Source organism: Streptomyces roseifaciens (genome assembly GCF_001445655.1).
Classification (GTDB): domain Bacteria; phylum Actinomycetota; class Actinomycetes; order Streptomycetales; family Streptomycetaceae; genus Streptomyces; species Streptomyces aureoversilis.
Map to the genome: position 1 here is coordinate 893,663 of NZ_LNBE01000004.1, position 19,983 is coordinate 913,645.

Below are 19,983 nucleotides of genomic sequence, written 5' to 3' on the forward strand. Positions count from 1 at the left end.
GATGACAGGGTGACCGCACCCCTGACGCCGCATGACCAGCCCGCCGACGAGCAGCCCGCCGCGGACGGGCCCGCCGTTCTCCCCGCCGACCGGGAGGAGCTCCGCACCGAGGCGCGGGAGGCCGCGGTCGTCGCCGCGGTGGTGGCCGTCGCCGGAGTGCTGCTCGGGCTGCTGTGGATGTGGCTGGCGCCGCGCGTGCCGCTGATCTCGGACGGCAAGGCGGTGTACCTCAAGAACAGCGAGGGGGAGCAGGCGATCGGCGCCGACGGCATGTTCGTGCTGCTGGCGCTCGGGTTCGGCGCGGTGAGCGGCGCGGTCGTCTTCCTGCTCCGCCGCCGCGGGGGCCTCCCGCTGGTCATCGGCCTCGCCGCCGGTTCCCTGGTCGCCTCGGTGATCGCCTGGCGCGTGGGCGCTGCGCTCGGCCCGACGACGGACGTGGTGGCGGCGGCCCGCGCGGCGGGACGCGGGGTCGTCTTCGACGCCCCGCTGAAGCTCGCGGCCAAGGGCGCACTGCTGGCGTGGCCGCTGGCGGCGCTGGCGGTGCACCTGGTCCTGACGGCCGTCTTCGGCCCCCGGGACCCCGAACCGGACTGGTCCGTCCCGGCAGACCCGGACCCCTCGGCCTGACGCCCGGTCCGGCACCGCCGGATTCGTCCGTAGTGGTTGCGCGCCGCTGCGGCGGGGAAGAGGACCGGCTTCGGCAATCCGTGCCCGCCGGGGCGGAAGCTGCCTGCTTGGGCGGAAGCGTTGAGCAATGGTGCAGCTACGGGCACACCCTCCCGCCGCGACGGTGAGTAGCCACAGTGGCGAGAGTCCGGCGGAATCCGCAGATGCCCCGCGGCACCGAGCCGGGCCCCGGCGTGGTGCCGGTCCGGCGCCGCCGGGTCGTCCGTAGTGGTTGCGTGCCGCCGCGGCGGAGAGAGCGTGCGGCTACGCCGGCCTGCGGCCGTGGTTGGCGCGGTTTTTCTTCAGGCGCCAGCGGCGCTTGCGGGTGCGCTTCGACATGGGCGTCCCTCCCGGGTCGCGGGCCGCACGCGCGGCGGCCCGCTCCTGACGGTCGTAGTCGAGGGACGGCCGGCCGTCCAGACCCCCGGCGCCCGCGGCGTCACGCGCGGGCGATGGGGGCGATCACCGCGTCCGTGAGGGCGGCCAGGTCGGCGGGGGAGAGTTCGATCTCCAGGCCGCGCCGCCCGGCCGAGACGCAGATGGTCGCGTGGGAGCGCGCGGAGGCGTCCAGCGCGGTCGGCAGGCGCCGGCGCTGCCCGAGCGGGGAGATGCCGCCCCGTACGTACCCCGTGGTGCGCTCGGCGGCCGCCGGATCGGCCATGGCGGCTCGCTTGCCGCCGACCGCCGCCGCGAGCGCCTTGAGGTCGAGCGAGCCGGAGACGGGCACGACGGCCACGGTCAGGGCGCCGTCGACCTCGGCGACGAGCGTCTTGAAGACCTCCGCGGGATCGCGCCCGAGCGCCTCCGCGGCCTCCTCGCCGTAGGACGGGGCCGCCGGGTCGTGGGCGTAGGAGTGCACGGAGAAGGCGGCTCCGGCCTTCTCCAGGGCGACGATCGCCGGGGTCGAGCCCGCCTGCTGTTTGCCGGCCTTGCGTGCCAAGGGTCCGTCCCGTCGGGTCAGTTGGGGTTCGTGGGCCGCCGGGTGAAGTCGACGGCCGGCAGCGAGGGGAGCTTACCGATCACCGCGGTCTCGGTGCGCAGCAGTTTCAGCTCGCGCGCGAGCCGCGTGGCCGTGTCCGGCGTCTCCAGGAGCCGCTGCTTGGCGGGGGTGTCGAGCATCGCCGCGGCGGCGACCAGGTAGGAGAGGACGGACGGCTCGCCCGGCAGGTCGCTCTGTCCGGCGAGCGTGCGCTCGGTCGCTCCCGCGAGCCGCTTCTGGTAGGCGCGGAAGGCGCGGACGACCCCGGAGGCGAGCGCGCCCGCCCCTTCGCCCTGCTCCTCCTCGATGTCCTCGACCTCGCCGGTCAGGTAGGGGCCGGAGGTGTCGACGGACAGCAGGCGGAAGCGGGTGGTGCCGGTGGAGAGGACCTCGTACGTGCCGTCGGAGCGCTCGCGGATCGTCGCCGCCTCGGCCACGCAGCCCACGGCGTGGAACGCCTTGCGGGGGTCGGGGCCGAAGCCGGAGGCGGGGCCGGGCTCGGGGCGGGCGCCCTCGGGCAGCCCGGGCGCCGTGGGCGCGACCTCGCTGCCGTCGCGGATGGCGACGACGCCGAAGCGGCGCGGTTCCTCCTCCGGGAGCGCCGACAGGTCGCGCATCAGCGCGCGGTACCGCTGTTCGAAGACGTTCAGGGGCAGGACGAGCCCAGGGAACAGCACCGAGTTCAGCGGGAAGAGGGGCAGGCGCGCGGTGGTCACAGCCGGTAAGCCTAATGGCCTGTGCAGCAATGCCGCCCCGGCGTTCACTGCCGGCGCAGCAGCCGGGACGCCCCGGCCGCCACGGTCGTCGCGAGCACCCAGCCCAGCAGGATGAGCGCGGTCACCACCCACTGCGCGGCGCCGGTGGGCCGCCAGGCGCCGCCCTGTCCCAGGTCGATGACGGGGACGAGCAGGTCGAGGGCGTAGAGCTCGGGGCTCCAGGCGGGGCCTTCGCCCTCCTTCAGCGGCGGCACGGGCCGCCAGGCGAAGTAGACCGTGGCGGCCGCCCACAGCACGGCCATCCACACGGCCGCCCGCCCGGGGCGGTAGCCGTAGGCCACCGTCCAGTCCTGCAGATAGCCCCAGGCCTTGCCGGCCGGGGGGAGCGTCTCGCGGCGGCGCCGCTGCTTGGCGAGCAGGACGGCGCGGGCGTCGGCGTCCTCGCCGCTGCCGCGCAGGGCGCCGGCCAGCCGCTCGTACGGCTCGGGGGCGTATTCGGGGGTGGCCGCGGCCACCCATTCCAGGCGCAGGGCCAGGGGGAAGTGGCCGAGCGGTATCAGCGTCTCGTAGGAGAAGCCGGCCATCACCAGATTGCCCGGGCCGGGCCAGCTCGCGTAGCGGTCGACCAGGTTGGAGACGCGGGCCCCGGAGAGGACCACCCGGCCCCGCTGGACCCATTCGCCGAGGAAGCGCAGCTCGGGGGTCTGGACGCGGCGCAGCGACAGCTCCTGGTCGGACTCCAGGACGAACCGGGCCTGGCTGAAGTCGACGGCGTCGCCGAACCGGCCGTCGTCGAGGCGGACTCCGCCGCGGCACTCGAAGGCCTGGGTGCGGATGCCGTGCTGCGGGGTGGTGGTGATGCCGTACGGGGGAGTGGCGCCCGTGGCGAACGGATAGCCGCCGACCCCGGCCCCGGTCAGATAGAGCGTGCGCTCCACGGTCAGCTGCGGGGCGTTGAGCGCGCGCCGCCCCTGCGGATTGCTCAGCGTGGAGCCGCGCAGGCTCAGCGAGACCCCTATCGTCGCGGCCCGCATGCTCAGCTCGCCGTACGAGCGCATCATCTCGGCCTGCAGGTCCTGCCCGACGCTGATGCCGTCGGCGGCGATGGACACCCCGCGCCGGTCCGCGCGCACCACGAGCTGGTTGAGCAGCAGGTCGGTGCCTATCTGGGCGTCGGTGAGCCGTATGCCGCGCTGGACGGCGCACCGCGGCAGGTGCAGATCGCCCTCGGTGTGCAGCCGGGCGGCCTCCAGCCGGGGCAGGGCGCAGGCGACCAGCCGCAGCGTCGTGAAGTGGCTCTCGGGCAGCAGCACCTCCTGCTCGAAGCGGCAGTTGTGCATCTCGACGTACGGCACGACCGTGCCCCCCGACAGGTCGAGCTGGCCGGTGATCTGCACGCCGTTGAGCTTGAGGGCGCAGACGCGGCCGGGCAGCGCGGGCGGGCCGTCCAGCAGGAGGAGGGCCACGAGCCGGGCCCGCACGCTGCGCTCGGGCCCCCACGCGTGCGGCGCGCGCGGATCGTTCCACTCGGGGCGGGGGGTGCGCAGGTCGTGGGTGGCGCCGCGGCGGAAGGCCTCCCACATGGCCCGCTCGGGGGGTGTCAGCTCGAGCTCCGCCGGCGGGTCGCCGTCCGTCGGGTCGGTCACGCTCCGTACCCCCTCCCGTCCCGTACACCTCGGTGTACTGTCCCCTTTCCCAAACGTGTGACCGATTGAACACTCTCGGTGAAACTCCCGTACCACTGAGTGGTACGGGGCGCCGTGCGACGGTACGGGTCTGAGACAATTACCGTGTGATCTCCCGAATCGATCTGCGTGGTTCCGCCTCCGCCCCGGGCTCCCCCGAGGCCGGCGTCGACCGCGACCTGCTGCCCCGAGCCGAACTCGACGTCGAGGCCGCCCTGGAGAAGGTGCGGCCCATCTGCGAGGACGTGCATCATCGCGGTACCGCGGCCCTGATCGACTACGCGCATCGGTTCGACGGCGTCACGCTCGACCGGATCCGGGTCCCCGCCGAGGCGATCACCCGCGCCCTCGAGGAGCTCGACCCCGCCGTGCGCGCCGCGCTGGAGGAGTCCATCCGCCGCGCCCGGATCGTCCACCGCGAGCAGCGCCGCACCGACAAGACCGTCCAGGTCGTGCCCGGCGGCACGGTCACCGAGCGCTGGGTGCCCGTCCAGCGCGTCGGGCTGTACGTCCCGGGCGGCCGGTCCGTCTACCCCTCGTCCGTGATCATGAACGTGGTGCCGGCCCAGGAGGCCGGCGTCGGCTCCATGGCCGTCTCCTCCCCGCCCCAGGCCGGCTTCGGCGGCCTGCCGCACCCCACGATCCTGGCCGCCTGCGCGCTGCTGGGCGTCGACGAGGTGTACGCCGCGGGCGGCGCCCAGGCCGTCGCCATGTTCGCCTACGGCACCGAGGAGTGCCGCCCGGTCAACATGGTCACCGGCCCGGGCAACATCTGGGTCGCCGCCGCCAAGCGGCTGCTCAAGGGCCGCATCGGCATCGACGCCGAGGCCGGCCCCACCGAGATCGCCATCCTCGCGGACGCCACCGCCGACCCCGTGCACGTCGCCGCCGACCTGATCAGCCAGGCCGAGCACGACCCGCTGGCCGCCTCCGTCCTCGTCACCGACTCGGAGGACCTGGCGAACGCGGTGGAGAAGGAGCTCGAGACCCAGGTCGCCATGACCCGGCACGTCGAGGACCGGATCGTGCCCGCGCTCGGCGGCCGCCAGTCCGGCATCGTCCTGGTCGACTCCGTCGACCACGGCCTCGCCGTCGTCGACGCCTACGGCGCCGAGCACCTGGAGATCCAGACCGCCGACGCCGCGGCCGTCGCCGCCCGCGTGCAGAACGCCGGCGCGATCTTCGTCGGCCCGTACGCCCCCGTCTCGCTCGGCGACTACGCGGCCGGCTCCAACCACGTGCTGCCCACCGGCGGCTGCGCGTGCCACTCCTCCGGCCTTTCCGTCCAGAGCTTCCTGCGCGGCATCCACGTCGTGGACTACACCCGGGAGGCCTTGGCCGAGGTCGCGGGCCACGTGGTGACGCTCGCCGAGGCGGAGGACCTGCCGGCGCACGGGGCCGCGGTCAAGGCAAGGTTCGACTGGAAGGTTCCGGACGGCAAGTGACGCACGTGACCCGTATCGACGATCTCCCCATCCGGGACGAGCTGCGCGGCAAGTCCCCGTACGGCGCCCCCCAGCTGGACGTGCCCGTACGCCTGAACACCAACGAGAACCCCTACCCGCTGCCCGAGCCCCTCGTCGCCCGCATCGCCGAGCGCGTCGCCGAGGCCGCGCGGCACCTCAACCGCTATCCCGACCGGGATGCGGTCGAGCTCCGCACCGAGCTGGCCAAGTACCTCACCCGCACCGCCGGGCACGAGGTCACCATGCGTCAGGTGTGGGCGGCCAACGGCTCCAACGAGGTCCTCCAGCAGCTGCTGCAGACCTTCGGCGGCCCCGGCCGCACCGCGATCGGCTTCGAGCCCTCGTACTCGATGCACGCCCTGATCTCGCGCGGCACCGGCACCGGCTGGATCTCCGGCCCCCGCCGCGACGACTTCACCATCGACGTGGAGTCGGCCGAGCGCGCCATCGCCGAGCACCGGCCGAACGTCGTCTTCGTCTGCTCGCCCAACAACCCCACGGGCACGGCGGTCGGGGCGGAGACGGTCCTGCGGCTGTACGAGGCCGCGCAGGCGGCCGGGCCCTCGCTGGTGGTCGTCGACGAGGCGTACGGCGAGTTCAGCCACCGCCCCTCGCTGCTGCCGCTCATCGAGGGCCGCCCGAACCTCGTCGTCTCCCGCACCATGTCCAAGGCGTTCGGTGCGGCCGGGCTCCGGCTCGGCTACCTCGCCGCGGACGCGGCCGTGGTCGACGCCGTCCAGCTCGTCCGCCTGCCGTACCACCTGTCGGCCGTCACCCAGGCCACGGCGCTGGCCGCCCTGGAGCACACGGACACGCTGCTCGGCTACGTCGAGCAGCTCAAGGCCGAGCGCGACCGCCTGGTCACCGAGCTGCGCGCGATGGGCTGCGAGGTGACCGACTCGGACGCCAACTTCGTCCAGTTCGGCCGGTTCGAGGACAGCCCCACCGCGTGGCGGGCCATCCTCGACCACGGCGTGCTGGTGCGGGACAACGGCGTACCGGGGTGGCTGCGGGTCACCGCCGGCACCCCGGAGGAGAACGACGCGTTCCTGGACGCGGTCCGCGCAGTACTGAAGGAGACCAAGTCATGAACCGCGTGGGCCGCGTGCTGCATCTCCCGGGGGCTCAGACATCAGCGGCTGACGCCGCGGGCCCCCGGACCCCCGGCCGGGTCCGGTTCGACGCCGACCGTATTGCGCGCCGCGGACGGCGCAACCGCAAGGAGACCACCGTATGAACCGCGTGGGCCGCGTAGAGCGCACCACCAAGGAGACCTCCGTTCTCGTCGAGATCGATCTCGACGGGACCGGGCAGGTCGACGTGTCGACCGGGGTCGGTTTCTACGACCACATGCTCGACCAGCTCGGCCGCCACGGCCTCTTCGACCTCACCGTCAAGACCGACGGCGACCTGCACATCGACACCCACCACACCATCGAGGACACCGCCCTCGCGCTGGGCGCCGCCTTCCGGCAGGCCCTCGGCGACAAGGTGGGCATCTACCGCTTCGGCAACTGCACGGTCCCGCTGGACGAGTCCCTCGCCCAGGTCACCGTCGACCTCTCCGGCCGCCCCTACCTGGTGCACACCGAGCCCGAGAACATGGCGCCGATGATCGGCACGTACGACACGACGATGACCCGGCACATCCTGGAGTCCTTCGTCGCGCAGGCGCAGATCGCCCTGCACGTGCACGTCCCGTACGGGCGCAACGCGCACCACATCGTGGAGTGCCAGTTCAAGGCCCTCGCCCGGGCCCTGCGCTATGCCTCCGAGCGCGACCCCCGCGCTGCCGGAATCCTCCCCTCCACGAAGGGTGCCCTGTGAACGGCCTGTCCACCACGCTCATCGTCGTCGGCCTGTTCCTGGTCGGCGGCATCATCTCCTTCCTCAAGCAGGGCATGCCCAAGGGCATCGTCGTGCTGCTCGGGATAGGCGCCGCGATGTGCCTGACCGCCGGAACCCTCCGGATCGAAGGACTGTGGTCATGAGCGCCCCGAAGAAGAAGGTCGTCGTCTTCGACTACGGCTTCGGCAACGTCCGCTCCGCCGAGCGCGCCCTCGCCCACGTCGGCGCGGACGTCGAGATCACCGGCGACTACGACAAGGCCATGAACGCCGACGGCGTCCTCGTCCCCGGCGTCGGCGCGTTCGCGGCCTGCATGCAGGGCCTGCGCGCCGCCCGCGGCGACTGGCTCGTCGGGCGCCGGCTCTCCGGCGGCCGCCCCGTGATGGGCATCTGCGTCGGCATGCAGATCCTCTTCGAGCGCGGCATCGAGCACGGCGTGGAGACCGAGGGCCTGGACGAGTGGCCCGGCGTCGTCGAGCCCCTCAAGGCGGACGTCGTCCCGCACATGGGCTGGAACACCGTCACGCCCGCCGCGGACTCGCAGCTCTTCGCCGGCCTGGACGCGGACACCCGCTACTACTTCGTGCACTCCTACGCGGTGCGCGAGTGGAGCCTGGAGGTGACCAACCCCCACATCCGCGCCCCCAAGGTCACCTGGGCCACGCACGGCGAGCCCTTCGTGGCCGCCGTGGAGAACGGCCCCCTGTGGGCCACCCAGTTCCACCCCGAGAAGTCCGGCGACGCCGGCGCCCAGCTCCTCACCAACTGGATCGGAACCCTGTGAGCAAGCTCGAACTCCTCCCCGCCGTCGACGTCCGCGACGGCCAGGCCGTGCGCCTCGTCCACGGCGAGTCCGGCTCCGAGACCTCGTACGGCTCCCCGCTGGAGGCGGCCCTCGCGTGGCAGCGCTCGGGCGCCGAGTGGCTGCACCTGGTCGACCTGGACGCCGCGTTCGGCACCGGTGACAACCGCGAGCTCATCGCCCAGGTGGCCGGGGCCATGGACATCAAGGTCGAGCTGTCCGGCGGCATCCGCGACGACGCCTCGCTCGCCGCCGCCCTCGCCACCGGCTGCACCCGCGTCAACCTCGGCACCGCCGCCCTGGAGACCCCCGAGTGGGTCGCCAAGGTCATCGCCGAGCACGGCGACAAGATCGCGGTCGGCCTGGACGTCCGCGGCACCACCCTGCGCGGCCGCGGCTGGACCCGCGACGGCGGCGACCTCTACGAGACCCTCGCCCGCCTCGACTCCGAGGGCTGCGCCCGCTACGTCGTCACCGACATCGCCAAGGACGGCACCCTCCAGGGCCCCAACCTGGAGCTGCTGAAGAACGTCTGCGCGGCCACCGACAAGCCGGTCGTCGCCTCCGGCGGGGTCTCGTCCCTTGACGACCTGCGCGCGATCGCCAACCTGGTACCGGAGGGTGTCGAAGGCGCCATCGTCGGAAAGGCCCTCTACGCCAAGGCGTTCACCTTGGAAGAGGCCCTGGAGGCTGTGTCCGTATGACCGAAGCCGTGCAGCGTGTGCAGAGCGACAGTCCCTGGGAAGAGGCCTTCGGTTGTGCGCGCGCCGTCGCGGCGGGAGACCGGGTGCTCGTGGCCGGCACCATGCCGTTCACCGGCACCGTGCTGAACGGCGAGGGCGATCCGTACGAACAGGCCAGGTCGGCCTTCGGCAACGCCCTCGCCGCGCTGGAGCGGTTCGGCCTCGGCCCCGAGGCCGTCGTCCGCACCCGGATGTACCTGACCCACGCGCGAGACGTGGACGAGGTGGGCCGTGCCCACAAGGAGCTCTTCGACGCGGTCCGCCCGGCGGCGACCCTGATCGTCGTCTCCGGCTTCGTCGACTCGCGCGTGCTGGTCGAAGTAGAGCTGGAAGCGTACCGAGGAGCAACGAGCACATGACCCTGGCGGTCCGAGTCATCCCCTGCCTGGACGTGGACAACGGCCGTGTCGTCAAGGGCGTCAACTTCCAGAACCTGCGCGACGCGGGCGACCCGGTGGAAATGGCCAAGGTGTACGGCCGGGAGGGCGCCGACGAGCTGACGTTCCTCGACATCACCGCCTCCTCCGGCAACCGCGAGACCACCTACGACGTGGTCCGCCGCACGGCCGAGCAGGTCTTCATCCCGCTGACCGTCGGCGGCGGCGTGCGCACCGCGGCCGACGTCGACAAGCTGCTGCGGGCCGGTGCCGACAAGGTGGGCGTCAACACGGCGGCCATCGAGCGGCCCGAGCTCGTCCAGGAGATCGCCGAGCGCTTCGGCCGGCAGGTCCTCGTCCTGTCGGTCGACGCCCGCCGCACCCCCTCCGGCAGCTTCGAGGTCACCACCCACGGCGGTCGCCGCGGCACCGGCCTCGACGCCGTCGAGTGGGCCCACCGCGCGGCGGAGCTCGGCGCCGGGGAGATCCTGCTGAACTCCATGGACGCCGACGGCACCAAGGACGGCTACGACACCGAGATGATCCGGGCCGTGCGCAAGCACGTCACGGTGCCGGTCATCGCGAGCGGCGGCGCGGGACGCTTGGAGCACTTCGCTCCGGCGGTGGCGGCAGGCGCGGACGCGGTCCTGGCCGCGTCGGTCTTCCACTTCGGTGACCTGCGGATCGCCGACGTCAAGAGCGCCTTGCACGAGGCGGGCCACCCGGTCCGGTAGGCCCGCGGTGGGTCCGGCACCGCCGGTCCGCACCGTCGTGGTGCCTCGCCGTTGCGGCGGGCAATCCTCTTCCGCCGCAACGGCGACACGCCACGACACGGCAGCCCGGCGGTGCCGGACCGCGCTGTAGCCGGGTGAAGATCCGCCGGAGGCTAGTCACGGATCAGCAGGAAGATCGCCCCCGTCACCAGGGCGAGGGCGATCGCCGCGATCCCGTAGGACAGCCGGTGCTGCCGCAGGACCGGCAGGTGCGCGTCCGCCGAGTACCTGCCGGGGCCCGTGAGCGCGAGCGCCGCCGCCGTGACGGCGACCAGCAGGGTGAACTCGATGCCCTTCGGGAGGAAGAACCCGCCCCACGTCACCCCGAGCGCGTTGACCATCGTGCCCAGCACGGCGGCCGCGGCCAGTGGGGTGAGGAGGCCGAGGAAGAGGCCGGCGCCGCCCAGCGTCTCGCTGAGGCCCGCGATGACGGCCATCGCCTTGGGCGCGGGATAGCCCCAGGCCTGGAAGGCCTTCGCGACCGCGTCGAGGCCCGGCTCGCCGAACCAGCCGAACAGCTTTTGCGTGCCGTGCCCCATCATGATGAGGCCGAGCATCATCCGGAGCAGCAGGATTCCCAGCGAGAAGCCGGTCAGGGGTGGTGCGGGCGACGGGGCGGAGTGGGCGGGTCTGCTGGTGTACGCCATGGCAGGGCACCTCTTCGGAGTCGGGTCCGGCACGGAACCTCAGATTCCCAGCTTGGCCGCCTCTACCTTGGCCACCGCGTCCTTTTCGCCGTCCAGCTCCACCCGGGCGGCCGCCTGGCGGCCGAAGACGAAGAGGGTCAGCTCGCCGGGCTCCCCGGTGACGGTCACCACCGGCGCGCCGCGCTGGGCGACCGCCGTACGGCCGTCCGGGCGGCGCAGGACCAGGCCGACGGGCGATCTGCGGCCGAGCATCCGGGCCACCCGCTCCAGCCGGGTCCACAGGGCGTCCGCGAAGACGGGGTCGATCTCGCGCGGGGCCCAGTCCGGCTGGGCCCGGCGGACGTCCTCGGCGTGCACGTAGAACTCGACCGTGTTCGCGGCCTCGTCGATCTGCTTGAGGGCGTAGGGCGACAGCCGCGGCGGCCCGGTGCGGATGAGCTGGATCAGCTCCTCGTAGGGCTTGGCGGCGAACTCCGCCTGCACCCGCTCCAGGCGTGCGGCCAGGGGCTTGAGCACGATCCCGGCGGCGGCGTCGGCGCGGCGCTCGCGCACCACGACGTGGGCCGCGAGGTCACGGGCCCGCCAGCCGCCGCAGAGCGTCGGGGCGTTCGGGCCCGCCGACTCCAACAGATCGGCGAGGAACAGACGTTCGCGCTGGGCGTGGGTCGACATGGCGCCACCCTAAGGCCGGCCCCCTGCCGGTGCCACGCCCCCGCGACTACTCGGGCAGCGGCTTGTCCATCTTCTGGCCGCCCTGCGAGACGCTCAGCGTCATCGAACACGTGATCTGGTCCTGGCCCCGGGCGTAGGTGGTCGGGGTCGGGTAGAGCACGTACGAGTAGTAGTTCTTGCCGTCGGTTATGGAGCGCATGCGGTCCTGCGCCCTCTTCTTGCACAGCTCCCGGGCCTTGGTCTGGATGTCCAGCTCGGTGTCGAACTTGCCGGTCAGGGTCTCGTTGGCGATGACCTCGCCGTCGTGCGGACCGCTGCACGGCTTCGTCTTCACCTCGGTGAGCCCGATGCTCATGCGCGGGTGGTCGAAGCACTGGCCGGGCTTGAGCACCACGTACGGCACGCGGGAGATCGACGGCAGGCCGGAGGAGGACGGCTCCGGGCCCGAGGGGTCGGTGCCCGGGGCGCTCGGGTCCACGGCCGGCGCGGAGGGCGCCGCCGACGGGGCCGACGAGCTCTTCGGCTTGGCGGTCGGCTTGTCCTCCTTGTCGCCGCCGGCGGTCAGCATGATGCCGCCCACGATGAGGCCGACCACCAGGACGCAGCCGATGACGATCGCGGCGACCTTCGCGCCGTTGCCGCCCGAGGGCGGGGGCGGCGGAGGCATGGGCTGGCCGAACTGCTGTCCGTACTGCTGTTGCTGGCCGTACTGGCCGTACTGGCCGAAACCCGGCTGCTGACCGAAGCCGGGCTGCTGGCCGTATCCCTGCGGCGCTTGGGGCTGTCCGTAGGGCTGGGCGGGCGGCTGGGCCGACGGCGGCCCGAACTGCTGCGGCGGGCCGAACCCACCGCCGCCACCGGGGGGCTGCGGGGGGTTCGAGGGCGGAGTACTCATGGGCGAAGCATGCCGTACGCCACTGACAGGCCCGTTCGGGGGGTCCCGGCCGGCCCGCGCGGCAGAATGGACCCCATGACCGGCAACACCGCCCCCGCGTCCTCCCTCGACCCCGCCATCGCCGCGCGCCTCAAGCGCAGCGCCGACGGGCTGATTCCCGCCATCGCCCAGCAGTACGACACCGGCGAGGTGCTCATGCTCGGCTGGATGGACGACGAGGCGCTCCACCGCACCCTGACCACCGGCCGCTGCACCTACTGGAGCCGCAGCCGCCGGGAATACTGGGTCAAGGGCGACACGTCCGGACACGTCCAGCACGTGAAGTCCGTGGCCCTCGACTGCGACAAGGACACCCTCCTCGTCAAGGTCGACCAGGTGGGCGCCGCCTGCCACACAGGCGACCGCACCTGTTTCGATGCCGACGTCCTCCCGCTGGGCAAGTAGGCTCCGCTGCCATGGCTGCCACGACCACCGGTGACATCACCCCGGACGCCGACACCTTCCGTACGCTCGCGAAGGACCGCCGGGTCATCCCGGTCACCCGGCGGTTCCTCGCCGACGGCGACACCCCCGTCGGCCTGTACCGCAAGCTCGCCGCCGAGCGCCCCGGCACCTTCCTGCTGGAGTCCGCGGAGAACGGCCGCACCTGGTCGCGCTACTCGTTCGTGGGCGTCCGCAGCGCCGCGACCCTCACCGCGCGCGACGGCCGGACGCAGTGGCTCGGCACCCCTCCCGTCGGCGTCCCCACCGAGGGCGACCCGCTGGAGGCGCTGCGCGCCACCGTGGCCGCCCTGCACACCCCGCGCGACCTCATAGAGGGTGCCGGACTGCCGCCCTTCACCGGCGGCATGGTGGGCTACCTCGGCTACGACGTCGTCCGCCGCCTGGAGAAGATCGGTGAGCACGGCGGCGAGGACCGCGACCCCCTCGGCCTGCCCGAGCTCACCATGCTCCTCACCTCCGACCTCGCCGTCCTCGACCACTGGAACGGCACGGTCCTGCTGATCGCCAACGCGATCAACCACAACGACCTCGACACCGGCGTGGACGAGGCGTACGCCGACGCCGTCGCCCGGCTGGACGCGATGGCCGCCGACCTGCACCGGCCCGCGCCCTCGGCCCCCACTGCCCTGCCCCCCTCCGAGCTGCCCGGGTACACCGCCCGCTGGGGCGGCCCGGACTACATGGCGGCCGTCGAGGACATCAAGGAGCGCATCCGCGCCGGCGAGGCCTTCCAGGTCGTGCCCTCGCAGCGCTTCGAGACGCCCTGCACGGCCTCCGCGCTCGACGTCTACCGCGTGCTGCGGGCGACGAACCCGAGCCCGTACATGTACCTGTTCCGGTTCGACGGGTTCGACGTCGTCGGCTCCAGCCCGGAGGCGCTCGTCAAGGTCGAGGACGGGCAGGCCATGGTGCACCCCATCGCCGGCACCCGGCCGCGCGGGGCCACCCCGCAGGCGGACGCCGCGCTCGCCGAGGAGCTCCTCGGCGACGCCAAGGAGCGCGCCGAGCACCTGATGCTCGTCGACCTCGGCCGCAACGACCTCGGGCGGGTCTGCGAGCCCGGCAGCGTCGAGGTCGTCGACTTCATGTCGATCGAGCGCTACAGCCACGTGATGCACATCGTCTCCACGGTCACCGGCCGCCTGGCCGCCGGGCGCACCGCCTTCGACGTGCTCACCGCCTGCTTCCCGGCCGGCACGCTCTCCGGCGCGCCCAAGCCGCGCGCCATGCAGATCATCGAGGAGCTGGAGCCGTCGCGCCGCGGCCTGTACGGCGGCTGCGTCGGCTACCTGGACTTCGCCGGGGACTCCGACACCGCCATCGCCATCCGCACCGCCGTCCTGAAGGAGGGCACCGCCTACGTCCAGGCGGGCGCGGGCGTCGTCGCCGACTCCGACCCGGCGGCGGAGGACGCGGAGTGCCGCAACAAGGCGGCGGCGGTGCTGCGCGCCGTGCACACCGCGAACCGGCTCGCCTAGCCGCCCCCCGGCGGCGCCGACAAACCACCCACAAGGGATAGTGGACCCGTGAGCACTGGAAGAACCGTAGGCACCGCGCTGCTCCTCGGCGCGGCCGGCGCCGCCCTCGCCCTGCTCGCGGGCGGCCGCACCTGGGCCGAGGGGACGACGACCGTCGCCCAGAGCACCGTCGCCAAGCACGTCAGCGGCCAGGACGTCACCGGCCTGCCCGGCGCCCTCGCCGTCGTCGGCCTCGCCGCCCTCGTGGCGGTCTTCGCCGTCCGCGGCGTCTGGCGCACCGTGGTGTCCGCCGGGCTCGTCCTCGCGGGCGCCGGGGTCGTGGCCGGCGCGGTCACCGGTGCGGGGGACACCTCCGCCCTGGACGAGCAGGCCGCCAAGGCCAACGGGCTCACCAGCGGCGCCATCGACAACGTCACCCACACGGCGTGGCCGTGGGTCGCCCTCGCGGGCGGCGTCCTGCTGATGCTCGCGGGGCTCCTCGCCCTGCGTTACGGCCGCCACTGGCCGGCCATGTCCGGGCGGTACGAGCGCGACGGCACTCCGCGCCCGCGCCGCACCCGCACCGCCCCCGACCCGGAGCGCCCCGAGGAGCTGTGGAAGGCCCTCGACCGCGGCGAGGACCCCACCAGGGCGTGACACGCCCCGGCGGCGCCCCCCGGATCGAGGCGGCCCCGGCCGTCGGGGACAATGACCATGAGCGTTCTCCGCGCCCGCGGGCGCGCCACAGCAACGAGGAGTCTTAGTCATGGCGGGTACCAGCCACGGACACACCCCGGCCGCCTGGACCGGTGTCACGATCGCCTTCATCGGCTTTTGCGTCTCCGGCGCCTTCATGGTGGCCGCGAAGCCGGCCGGCTTCTGGGCCGGCATCGCCATCATCGCGATCGGTGGTGTCGTGGGCGGCGTCATGAGCATGATGGGCATGGGCATGCCCAAGAGGGCTCCTCTGAAGGTGGCCGGCGAGTCCGGCCGGAGCTGACGCCCCGCGTCCTCCACGCCATCCCTGCCCCGAGGCGCGGCCCCGGGCCCGTACGGTCCTCCGTACGACGGCCCTGAGCTGCGCCTTCGTGCTGTCCGGCGGAGACTTTCGGTGTGATTGCCGCTGTGAGGGACCGTGCGCGCCTGCTGGCCGCCCCGCTGGGCGTCGCGGCCGGCCTCGCCGCGGCCTTCGGCTACGTCGGCGCCGTGGACCCCGGCCGCCCCGGCCACTACCCCGCCTGCCCCCTGCTGCGCTGCACGGGCCTGTACTGCCCCGGCTGCGGCGGGCTGCGCGGCGTCCACGCCCTCGCCCACGGCGACCTCCCGGCCGCGCTCGGCGCGAACGCCCTGGCCGTCGCCGGGTACGCCGCCTTCGCCGTCCTGTGGTGCGTGTGGATCACCAGGGTCCTGCGGGGACACGAGGGCGTGCAGCTGTCCCCGCGCGCCCGCCACTGGTGGGCCCTCGGCACCCTCGTCCTGCTCTTCACGGTCGTGCGGAACCTGCCCTTCGGCGCCGCCCTGACCCCCTAGACGGACGCCCGGTCGGGCAGCGGAGGGTGTCCACCGGACGTCCACGACGTGGGACCCGCGTCAACCGGATGCGAAACCTTCGCCCCGCGGCAGATACCATCGCAGTGCCTGGTGGGGGAGGATTCCTGCCTCACCAGCCCAGACCATCCGAGTCCGGAAGGGGGCCGCTCGCGTGAGTGTGCTCGACGAGATCATCGAGGGCGTCCGTGCCGACCTCGCGGAGCGGCAGGCGCGCGTCAGCCTCGACGAGCTCAAGGAGCGGGCCGCCAGGGCGCCACAGGCGAAGGACGGCGCCGCCGCCCTCCGCGGCGAGAACGTCAGCGTGATCTGCGAGGTCAAGCGCTCCAGCCCCTCCAAGGGCGCGCTGGCCGCGATCGCCGACCCCGCCGGCCTCGCCGCCGACTACGAGGCGGGCGGCGCGGCCGTGATCAGCGTGCTGACCGAGCAGCGGCGCTTCGGCGGCTCCCTCGCCGACCTCGAAGCCGTCCGCGCCCGGGTCGACATCCCGATCCTGCGCAAGGACTTCATCGTCACCGCCTACCAGCTGTGGGAGGCCCGCGCCTACGGCGCCGACCTGGCCCTGCTGATCGTCGCCGCCCTGGAGCAGGAAGCCCTCGTCTCCCTCATCGAGCGGGCCGAGTCCATCGGGCTCACCCCGCTGGTCGAGGTGCACGACGAGGAGGAGGTCCAGCGCGCGGTCGACGCCGGCGCCCGGATCATCGGCGTCAACGCCCGCAACCTCAAGACCCTCGAGGTGGACCGCGGCACCTTCGCCCGGGTCGCCCCCGAGATCCCGGACGGCATCGTCAAGATCGCCGAGTCCGGCGTGCGCGGCCCGCACGACCTCATCGCCTACGCGAACGACGGCGCCGACGCCGTCCTGGTCGGCGAGTCCCTGGTCACCGGCCGCGACCCCAAGGGCGCCGTTGCCGACCTGGTCGCGGCGGGTGCCCACCCGGCGCTGCGGCACGGGCGGGGCTGACGCCCCGGATGACCAGCCGCCGCACCTGCCGCACCGGACCGGGCCGACGCCCGGCTCCCGCGTGTGCGCCAGCGGCCGGGCTGTCCGCCCCGGAGCCTTACGCACGTCTGGCCCGGGGCTGCCGCCCCCGGGGCTGCCGCGCGCCTGCGCGACGCATCCTCGGGCGTCGCGTGCGGTACCACATCGGCTGTGAGCCGGGTCAGATCAACGGGATGCGATGGCGCTGAGCGCTGCGCTCCAGCCATCCACCCGTCACCCATAACCTCACAGTCGTCCGAGGAGTACGTACGTGTCCTCTGAATTCTTCGTCCCGGACCCGGAGGGTCAAGTTCCCAGCGCCGAAGGCTACTTCGGCGCGTTCGGCGGCAAGTTCATCCCCGAGGCCCTCGTCGCCGCCGTCGACGAGGTCGCCGCCGAGTACGAGAAGGCCAAGGCCGACCCCGCCTTCGCCGCCGAGCTGGCCGACCTGATGGTCAACTACACCGGCCGGCCCAGCGCCCTCACGGAGGTGCCGCGCTTCGCGGAGCACGCCGGCGGCGCCCGGATCTTCCTCAAGCGCGAGGACCTCAACCACACCGGCTCGCACAAGATCAATAACGTGCTGGGCCAGGCGCTGCTCACCAAGCGCATGGGCAAGACCCGCGTCATCGCGGAGACGGGCGCCGGCCAGCACGGCGTCGCCACCGCCACCGCCTGCGCCCTCTTCGGCCTCGAATGCACCATCTACATGGGCGAGGTGGACACCCAGCGGCAGGCGCTGAACGTCGCCCGCATGCGGATGCTCGGCGCCGAGGTCATCGCCGTGAAGTCCGGCAGCCGCACCCTGAAGGACGCCATCAACGAGGCGTTCCGCGACTGGGTCGCCAACGTCGACCGCACGCACTACCTCTTCGGCACCGTCGCGGGCCCGCACCCTTTCCCGGCCCTCGTCCGCGACTTCCACCGGGTCATCGGCGTCGAGGCGCGCCGCCAGATCCTGGAGCGCGCCGGCCGCCTGCCGGACGCCGCCGTGGCCTGCGTGGGAGGCGGCTCCAACGCCATCGGCCTGTTCCACGCCTTCCTCCCCGACGAGGGCGTGCGCCTGATCGGCTGCGAGCCCGGCGGCCACGGCCTGGCCACCGGCGAGCACGCGGCCACCCTCACCGCCGGCACGCCCGGCATCCTGCACGGCTCGCGCTCCTACGTCCTGCAGGACGAGGACGGCCAGATCACCGAGCCGTACTCGATCTCGGCGGGCCTGGACTACCCCGGCATCGGCCCGGAGCACTCGTACCTGAAGGACACCGGCCGCGCCGAGTACCGCGCCGTCACGGACGACGACGCCATGCAGGCCCTGCGGCTGCTCTCCCGCACGGAGGGCATCATCCCGGCCATCGAGAGCGCGCACGCGCTGGCCGGGGCGCTGGAGGTCGGCAAGGAGCTGGGCAAGGACGGGCTGGTCCTGGTCAACCTCTCCGGCCGCGGCGACAAGGACATGGACACCGCAGCCCGCTACTTCGGGCTGTACGACCCGACCGATGAAAGCGCGGGGGAGCAGTAATGGCGGGCAACATCGAACTCCTCAGCTCGGTCCTGGCCGCCGCCAGGGCCGAGAACCGCGCCGCGCTCGTCGGCTACCTCCCCGCCGGCTTCCCGACCGTGGACGACGGCGTGCGTGCCATCACCGCCATGCTCGACGGCGGTTGCGACGTCGTCGAGGTCGGCCTGCCGCACAGCGACCCCGTCCTGGACGGCCCGGTCATCCAGACCGCCGACGACATCGCCCTGCGCGGCGGCATCAAGATCGTCGACGTCATCCGCACGGTGAAGGAGGCGCACGAGATCACGGGCGCGCCCGTGCTGTGCATGACCTACTGGAACCCCGTCGACGCCTACGGCCCCGAGCGCTTCGCCGCCGACCTCGCCGCGGCGGGGGGAGCGGGCTGCATCCTGCCCGACCTGCCGGTCGAGGAGTCCGAGGCCTGGCGCAAGGCCGCCGAGCAGCACGGGCTCGCCACCGTCTTCGTGGTCGCGCCCAGCAGCCGCGACGAGCGCCTCGCCAAGATCACGGCAGCGGGCAGCGGCTTCGTGTACGCGGCCTCGCTGATGGGCGTCACGGGCACCCGGGAGTCCGTCGGCAACGAGGCGCAGGACCTGGTGCGCCGCACGCGCGCGGTCACCGAGCTGCCGGTCTGCGTCGGCCTGGGCGTCTCCAACGCAGCCCAGGCTGCGGAGGTGGCGGCCTTCGCCGACGGCGTGATCGTCGGCTCGGCCTTCGTCAAGCGGCTCCTGGACGCCCCCGACCTGGAGGCCGGCCTCACCGCCGTCCGCGCCCTCGCGGGTGAACTGGCCGAGGGCGTGCGCAAACGCGCGTAACTCTTTTGAAGGAACCGACGACCGGGGGCGCGCATGGGCGGGCCCCCGGTTCGTTGTAGGGGGATGTGAGCCAGAAGAACTCGGATGGGAAGCGCAGCGCCCGTGAGCGGCTGCAGGAACAGCGGCAGCGCGAAGAGGCCCGGGCCAAGCGCAAGCGCACGCTGATCGCCGGTGTCGTCGTCGTCGCGGTCCTCGGCGTGGGCGGCGGCATCGCGGCGCTCGTGGCGAACATGGGCGGCGGCAAGAAGGAGGCCGCCGGGCCCCTGGTCGCCCCGCAGGGCGCCACAGGAAAGGACAGCGTCACCATCCCGGTCGGCAAGCCCGCCGCGAAGGCGACCCTCACGGTCTACGAGGACTTCCGTTGCCCCGGCTGCGGCGGCTTCGAGAACGTCTTCCGCGACACGGTCAACGAGCTGGAGCAGAAGGGCCAGCTCAAGGCCGAGTACCACCTGGTCACCCTGATCGACAACAATCTCGGCGGCAGCGGCTCGCTCAACGCCGCCAATGCGGCGGCCTGCGCGCAGGACGCGGGGAAGTTCGCCCCGTACCACGACCTGCTCTTCAAGAACCAGCCGCAGGAGACGGACGACGCCTACGGCAAGAAGGCGCGCCTGCTGGAGCTGGCCGGGCAGGTGCCCGGGCTGGACACCCCCGCCTTCCGCACCTGCGTGGACGACGGCACCCACGACAGCTGGGTGAAGAAGTCCCACGAGGCCTTCGGCAAGTCCTCCTACCGCGCCACCCCGACCGTCCTGCTCAACGGCAAGAGCATCTACGGCGACCAGAAGAACCCGCTCACCCCGGACAAACTCCGGCAGATGGTCGCCGAAGCCGCGAAGGGCTGAGGCCCGGGGCGTTACTCAGCTGTTGCGCCGGGTGGGTTGCC

26 protein-coding genes are annotated in these 19,983 nt (G+C 73.1%); 19 read left to right on the top strand and 7 right to left on the bottom strand.

What is annotated here, in order from left to right; translation table 11 throughout:
* Positions 1-9: 9 nt before the first annotated feature.
* Positions 10-627, top strand: a complete 618-nt coding sequence (locus AS857_RS21110) for an ABC transporter permease (protein ID WP_058044848.1) — start codon at positions 10-12, stop codon at positions 625-627.
* A 303-nt stretch (positions 628-930) separates the two neighbouring features.
* Here AS857_RS21110 and AS857_RS42545 read toward each other — a convergent pair whose 3' ends face one another.
* The 4 genes from AS857_RS42545 to AS857_RS21125 form a co-directional block, all read right to left on the bottom strand.
* A complete protein-coding gene (locus AS857_RS42545) occupies positions 931-1,005 on the bottom strand; it encodes a 50S ribosomal protein bL37 (protein ID WP_430542707.1) in 75 nt (24 codons plus the stop codon).
* A gap of 100 nt (positions 1,006-1,105) precedes the next feature.
* The gene (gene ybaK, locus AS857_RS21115) at positions 1,106-1,606 is read right to left on the bottom strand and encodes a Cys-tRNA(Pro) deacylase (RefSeq protein WP_058044849.1); all 501 of its coding nucleotides are present in this window, start codon (positions 1,604-1,606) and stop codon (positions 1,106-1,108) included.
* A 17-nt stretch (positions 1,607-1,623) separates the two neighbouring features.
* Positions 1,624-2,361 carry an LON peptidase substrate-binding domain-containing protein gene (locus tag AS857_RS21120; RefSeq protein WP_058044850.1) on the bottom strand — a complete coding sequence of 246 codons (738 nt, stop codon included), beginning with the start codon at positions 2,359-2,361 and terminating at the stop codon, positions 1,624-1,626.
* 44 nt (positions 2,362-2,405) lie between these two features.
* Positions 2,406-4,007, bottom strand: coding sequence for a hypothetical protein (locus tag AS857_RS21125; RefSeq protein ID WP_058044851.1), 1,602 nt, complete (start codon positions 4,005-4,007; stop codon positions 2,406-2,408).
* A gap of 146 nt (positions 4,008-4,153) precedes the next feature.
* Between AS857_RS21125 and hisD the strand changes: the two genes are divergently transcribed.
* From hisD to hisF, 8 genes are all read left to right on the top strand, one after another.
* Positions 4,154-5,491 carry a histidinol dehydrogenase gene (gene hisD / locus AS857_RS21130; protein ID WP_058044852.1) on the top strand — a complete coding sequence of 446 codons (1,338 nt, stop codon included), beginning with the start codon at positions 4,154-4,156 and terminating at the stop codon, positions 5,489-5,491.
* 5 nt (positions 5,492-5,496) lie between these two features.
* Positions 5,497-6,603, top strand: a complete 1,107-nt coding sequence (locus AS857_RS21135; RefSeq protein WP_058046958.1) for a histidinol-phosphate transaminase — start codon at positions 5,497-5,499, stop codon at positions 6,601-6,603.
* Positions 6,604-6,745: 142 nt separating this feature from the next.
* Positions 6,746-7,339 carry an imidazoleglycerol-phosphate dehydratase HisB gene (gene hisB, locus AS857_RS21140; RefSeq protein ID WP_058044853.1) on the top strand — a complete coding sequence of 198 codons (594 nt, stop codon included), beginning with the start codon at positions 6,746-6,748 and terminating at the stop codon, positions 7,337-7,339.
* Positions 7,336-7,503 (top strand): hypothetical protein, encoded by a 168-nt coding sequence (locus AS857_RS40465; RefSeq protein ID WP_058044854.1) that lies wholly within the window; start codon positions 7,336-7,338, stop codon positions 7,501-7,503. Before hisB ends, AS857_RS40465 begins: the two co-directional genes overlap by 4 nt.
* Positions 7,500-8,144 (top strand): imidazole glycerol phosphate synthase subunit HisH, encoded by a 645-nt coding sequence (hisH, locus tag AS857_RS21150; protein ID WP_058044855.1) that lies wholly within the window; start codon positions 7,500-7,502, stop codon positions 8,142-8,144. Before AS857_RS40465 ends, hisH begins: the two co-directional genes overlap by 4 nt.
* Positions 8,141-8,866, top strand: coding sequence for a bifunctional 1-(5-phosphoribosyl)-5-((5-phosphoribosylamino)methylideneamino)imidazole-4-carboxamide isomerase/phosphoribosylanthranilate isomerase PriA (gene priA / locus AS857_RS21155; RefSeq protein WP_058044856.1), 726 nt, complete (start codon positions 8,141-8,143; stop codon positions 8,864-8,866). Before hisH ends, priA begins: the two co-directional genes overlap by 4 nt.
* Positions 8,863-9,264 (top strand): RidA family protein, encoded by a 402-nt coding sequence (locus tag AS857_RS21160; protein WP_058044857.1) that lies wholly within the window; start codon positions 8,863-8,865, stop codon positions 9,262-9,264. Before priA ends, AS857_RS21160 begins: the two co-directional genes overlap by 4 nt.
* Complete coding sequence (gene hisF / locus AS857_RS21165) at positions 9,261-10,016, top strand: imidazole glycerol phosphate synthase subunit HisF (protein WP_058044858.1); 756 nt, start codon at positions 9,261-9,263, stop codon at positions 10,014-10,016. The genes AS857_RS21160 and hisF overlap by 4 nt, the downstream gene beginning before the upstream one ends.
* A gap of 152 nt (positions 10,017-10,168) precedes the next feature.
* Here hisF and AS857_RS21170 read toward each other — a convergent pair whose 3' ends face one another.
* The 3 genes from AS857_RS21170 to AS857_RS21180 are packed head-to-tail and all read right to left on the bottom strand — an operon-like array spanning position 10,169 to position 12,269.
* Positions 10,169-10,702 (bottom strand): DoxX family protein, encoded by a 534-nt coding sequence (locus AS857_RS21170; RefSeq protein ID WP_058044859.1) that lies wholly within the window; start codon positions 10,700-10,702, stop codon positions 10,169-10,171.
* A gap of 39 nt (positions 10,703-10,741) precedes the next feature.
* Entirely contained in the window at positions 10,742-11,374 is a 633-nt protein-coding gene (locus AS857_RS21175; protein ID WP_058044860.1) for a TIGR03085 family metal-binding protein, read from the bottom strand.
* A 46-nt stretch (positions 11,375-11,420) separates the two neighbouring features.
* Positions 11,421-12,269, bottom strand: a complete 849-nt coding sequence (locus AS857_RS21180) for a septum formation family protein (RefSeq protein WP_058044861.1) — start codon at positions 12,267-12,269, stop codon at positions 11,421-11,423.
* 75 nt (positions 12,270-12,344) lie between these two features.
* On the opposite strand from AS857_RS21180, the gene hisI reads away from it, so the two are divergent.
* The 10 genes from hisI to AS857_RS21225 all read left to right on the top strand — a co-directional run bounded on the left by hisI (position 12,345) and on the right by AS857_RS21225 (position 19,942).
* A complete protein-coding gene (gene hisI, locus AS857_RS21185; protein ID WP_058044862.1) occupies positions 12,345-12,713 on the top strand; it encodes a phosphoribosyl-AMP cyclohydrolase in 369 nt (122 codons plus the stop codon).
* Between the two features lie 11 nt (positions 12,714-12,724).
* Complete coding sequence (locus AS857_RS21190; RefSeq protein WP_058044863.1) at positions 12,725-14,251, top strand: anthranilate synthase component I; 1,527 nt, start codon at positions 12,725-12,727, stop codon at positions 14,249-14,251.
* Between the two features lie 48 nt (positions 14,252-14,299).
* Positions 14,300-14,887: a TIGR02234 family membrane protein gene (locus AS857_RS21195; RefSeq protein WP_058044864.1), complete on the top strand. Its 588-nt coding sequence runs from the start codon at positions 14,300-14,302 to the stop codon at positions 14,885-14,887.
* Between the two features lie 109 nt (positions 14,888-14,996).
* Positions 14,997-15,230 carry an HGxxPAAW family protein gene (locus tag AS857_RS21200; protein WP_058044865.1) on the top strand — a complete coding sequence of 78 codons (234 nt, stop codon included), beginning with the start codon at positions 14,997-14,999 and terminating at the stop codon, positions 15,228-15,230.
* Between the two features lie 125 nt (positions 15,231-15,355).
* Complete coding sequence (locus AS857_RS21205; RefSeq protein ID WP_338058273.1) at positions 15,356-15,760, top strand: DUF2752 domain-containing protein; 405 nt, start codon at positions 15,356-15,358, stop codon at positions 15,758-15,760.
* A gap of 172 nt (positions 15,761-15,932) precedes the next feature.
* Entirely contained in the window at positions 15,933-16,742 is an 810-nt protein-coding gene (gene trpC / locus AS857_RS21210; RefSeq protein WP_058044867.1) for an indole-3-glycerol phosphate synthase TrpC, read from the top strand.
* 8 nt (positions 16,743-16,750) lie between these two features.
* Entirely contained in the window at positions 16,751-16,969 is a 219-nt protein-coding gene (trpM, locus tag AS857_RS42425; RefSeq protein WP_079110543.1) for a tryptophan biosynthesis modulator TrpM, read from the top strand.
* Between the two features lie 62 nt (positions 16,970-17,031).
* Positions 17,032-18,282, top strand: coding sequence for a tryptophan synthase subunit beta (gene trpB, locus AS857_RS21215; RefSeq protein WP_058044868.1), 1,251 nt, complete (start codon positions 17,032-17,034; stop codon positions 18,280-18,282).
* Positions 18,282-19,097, top strand: a complete 816-nt coding sequence (trpA, locus tag AS857_RS21220) for a tryptophan synthase subunit alpha (protein WP_058044869.1) — start codon at positions 18,282-18,284, stop codon at positions 19,095-19,097. Before trpB ends, trpA begins: the two co-directional genes overlap by 1 nt.
* A 65-nt stretch (positions 19,098-19,162) precedes the next feature.
* Entirely contained in the window at positions 19,163-19,942 is a 780-nt protein-coding gene (locus tag AS857_RS21225; RefSeq protein ID WP_058044870.1) for a DsbA family protein, read from the top strand.
* Positions 19,943-19,983 lie beyond the last annotated feature (41 nt).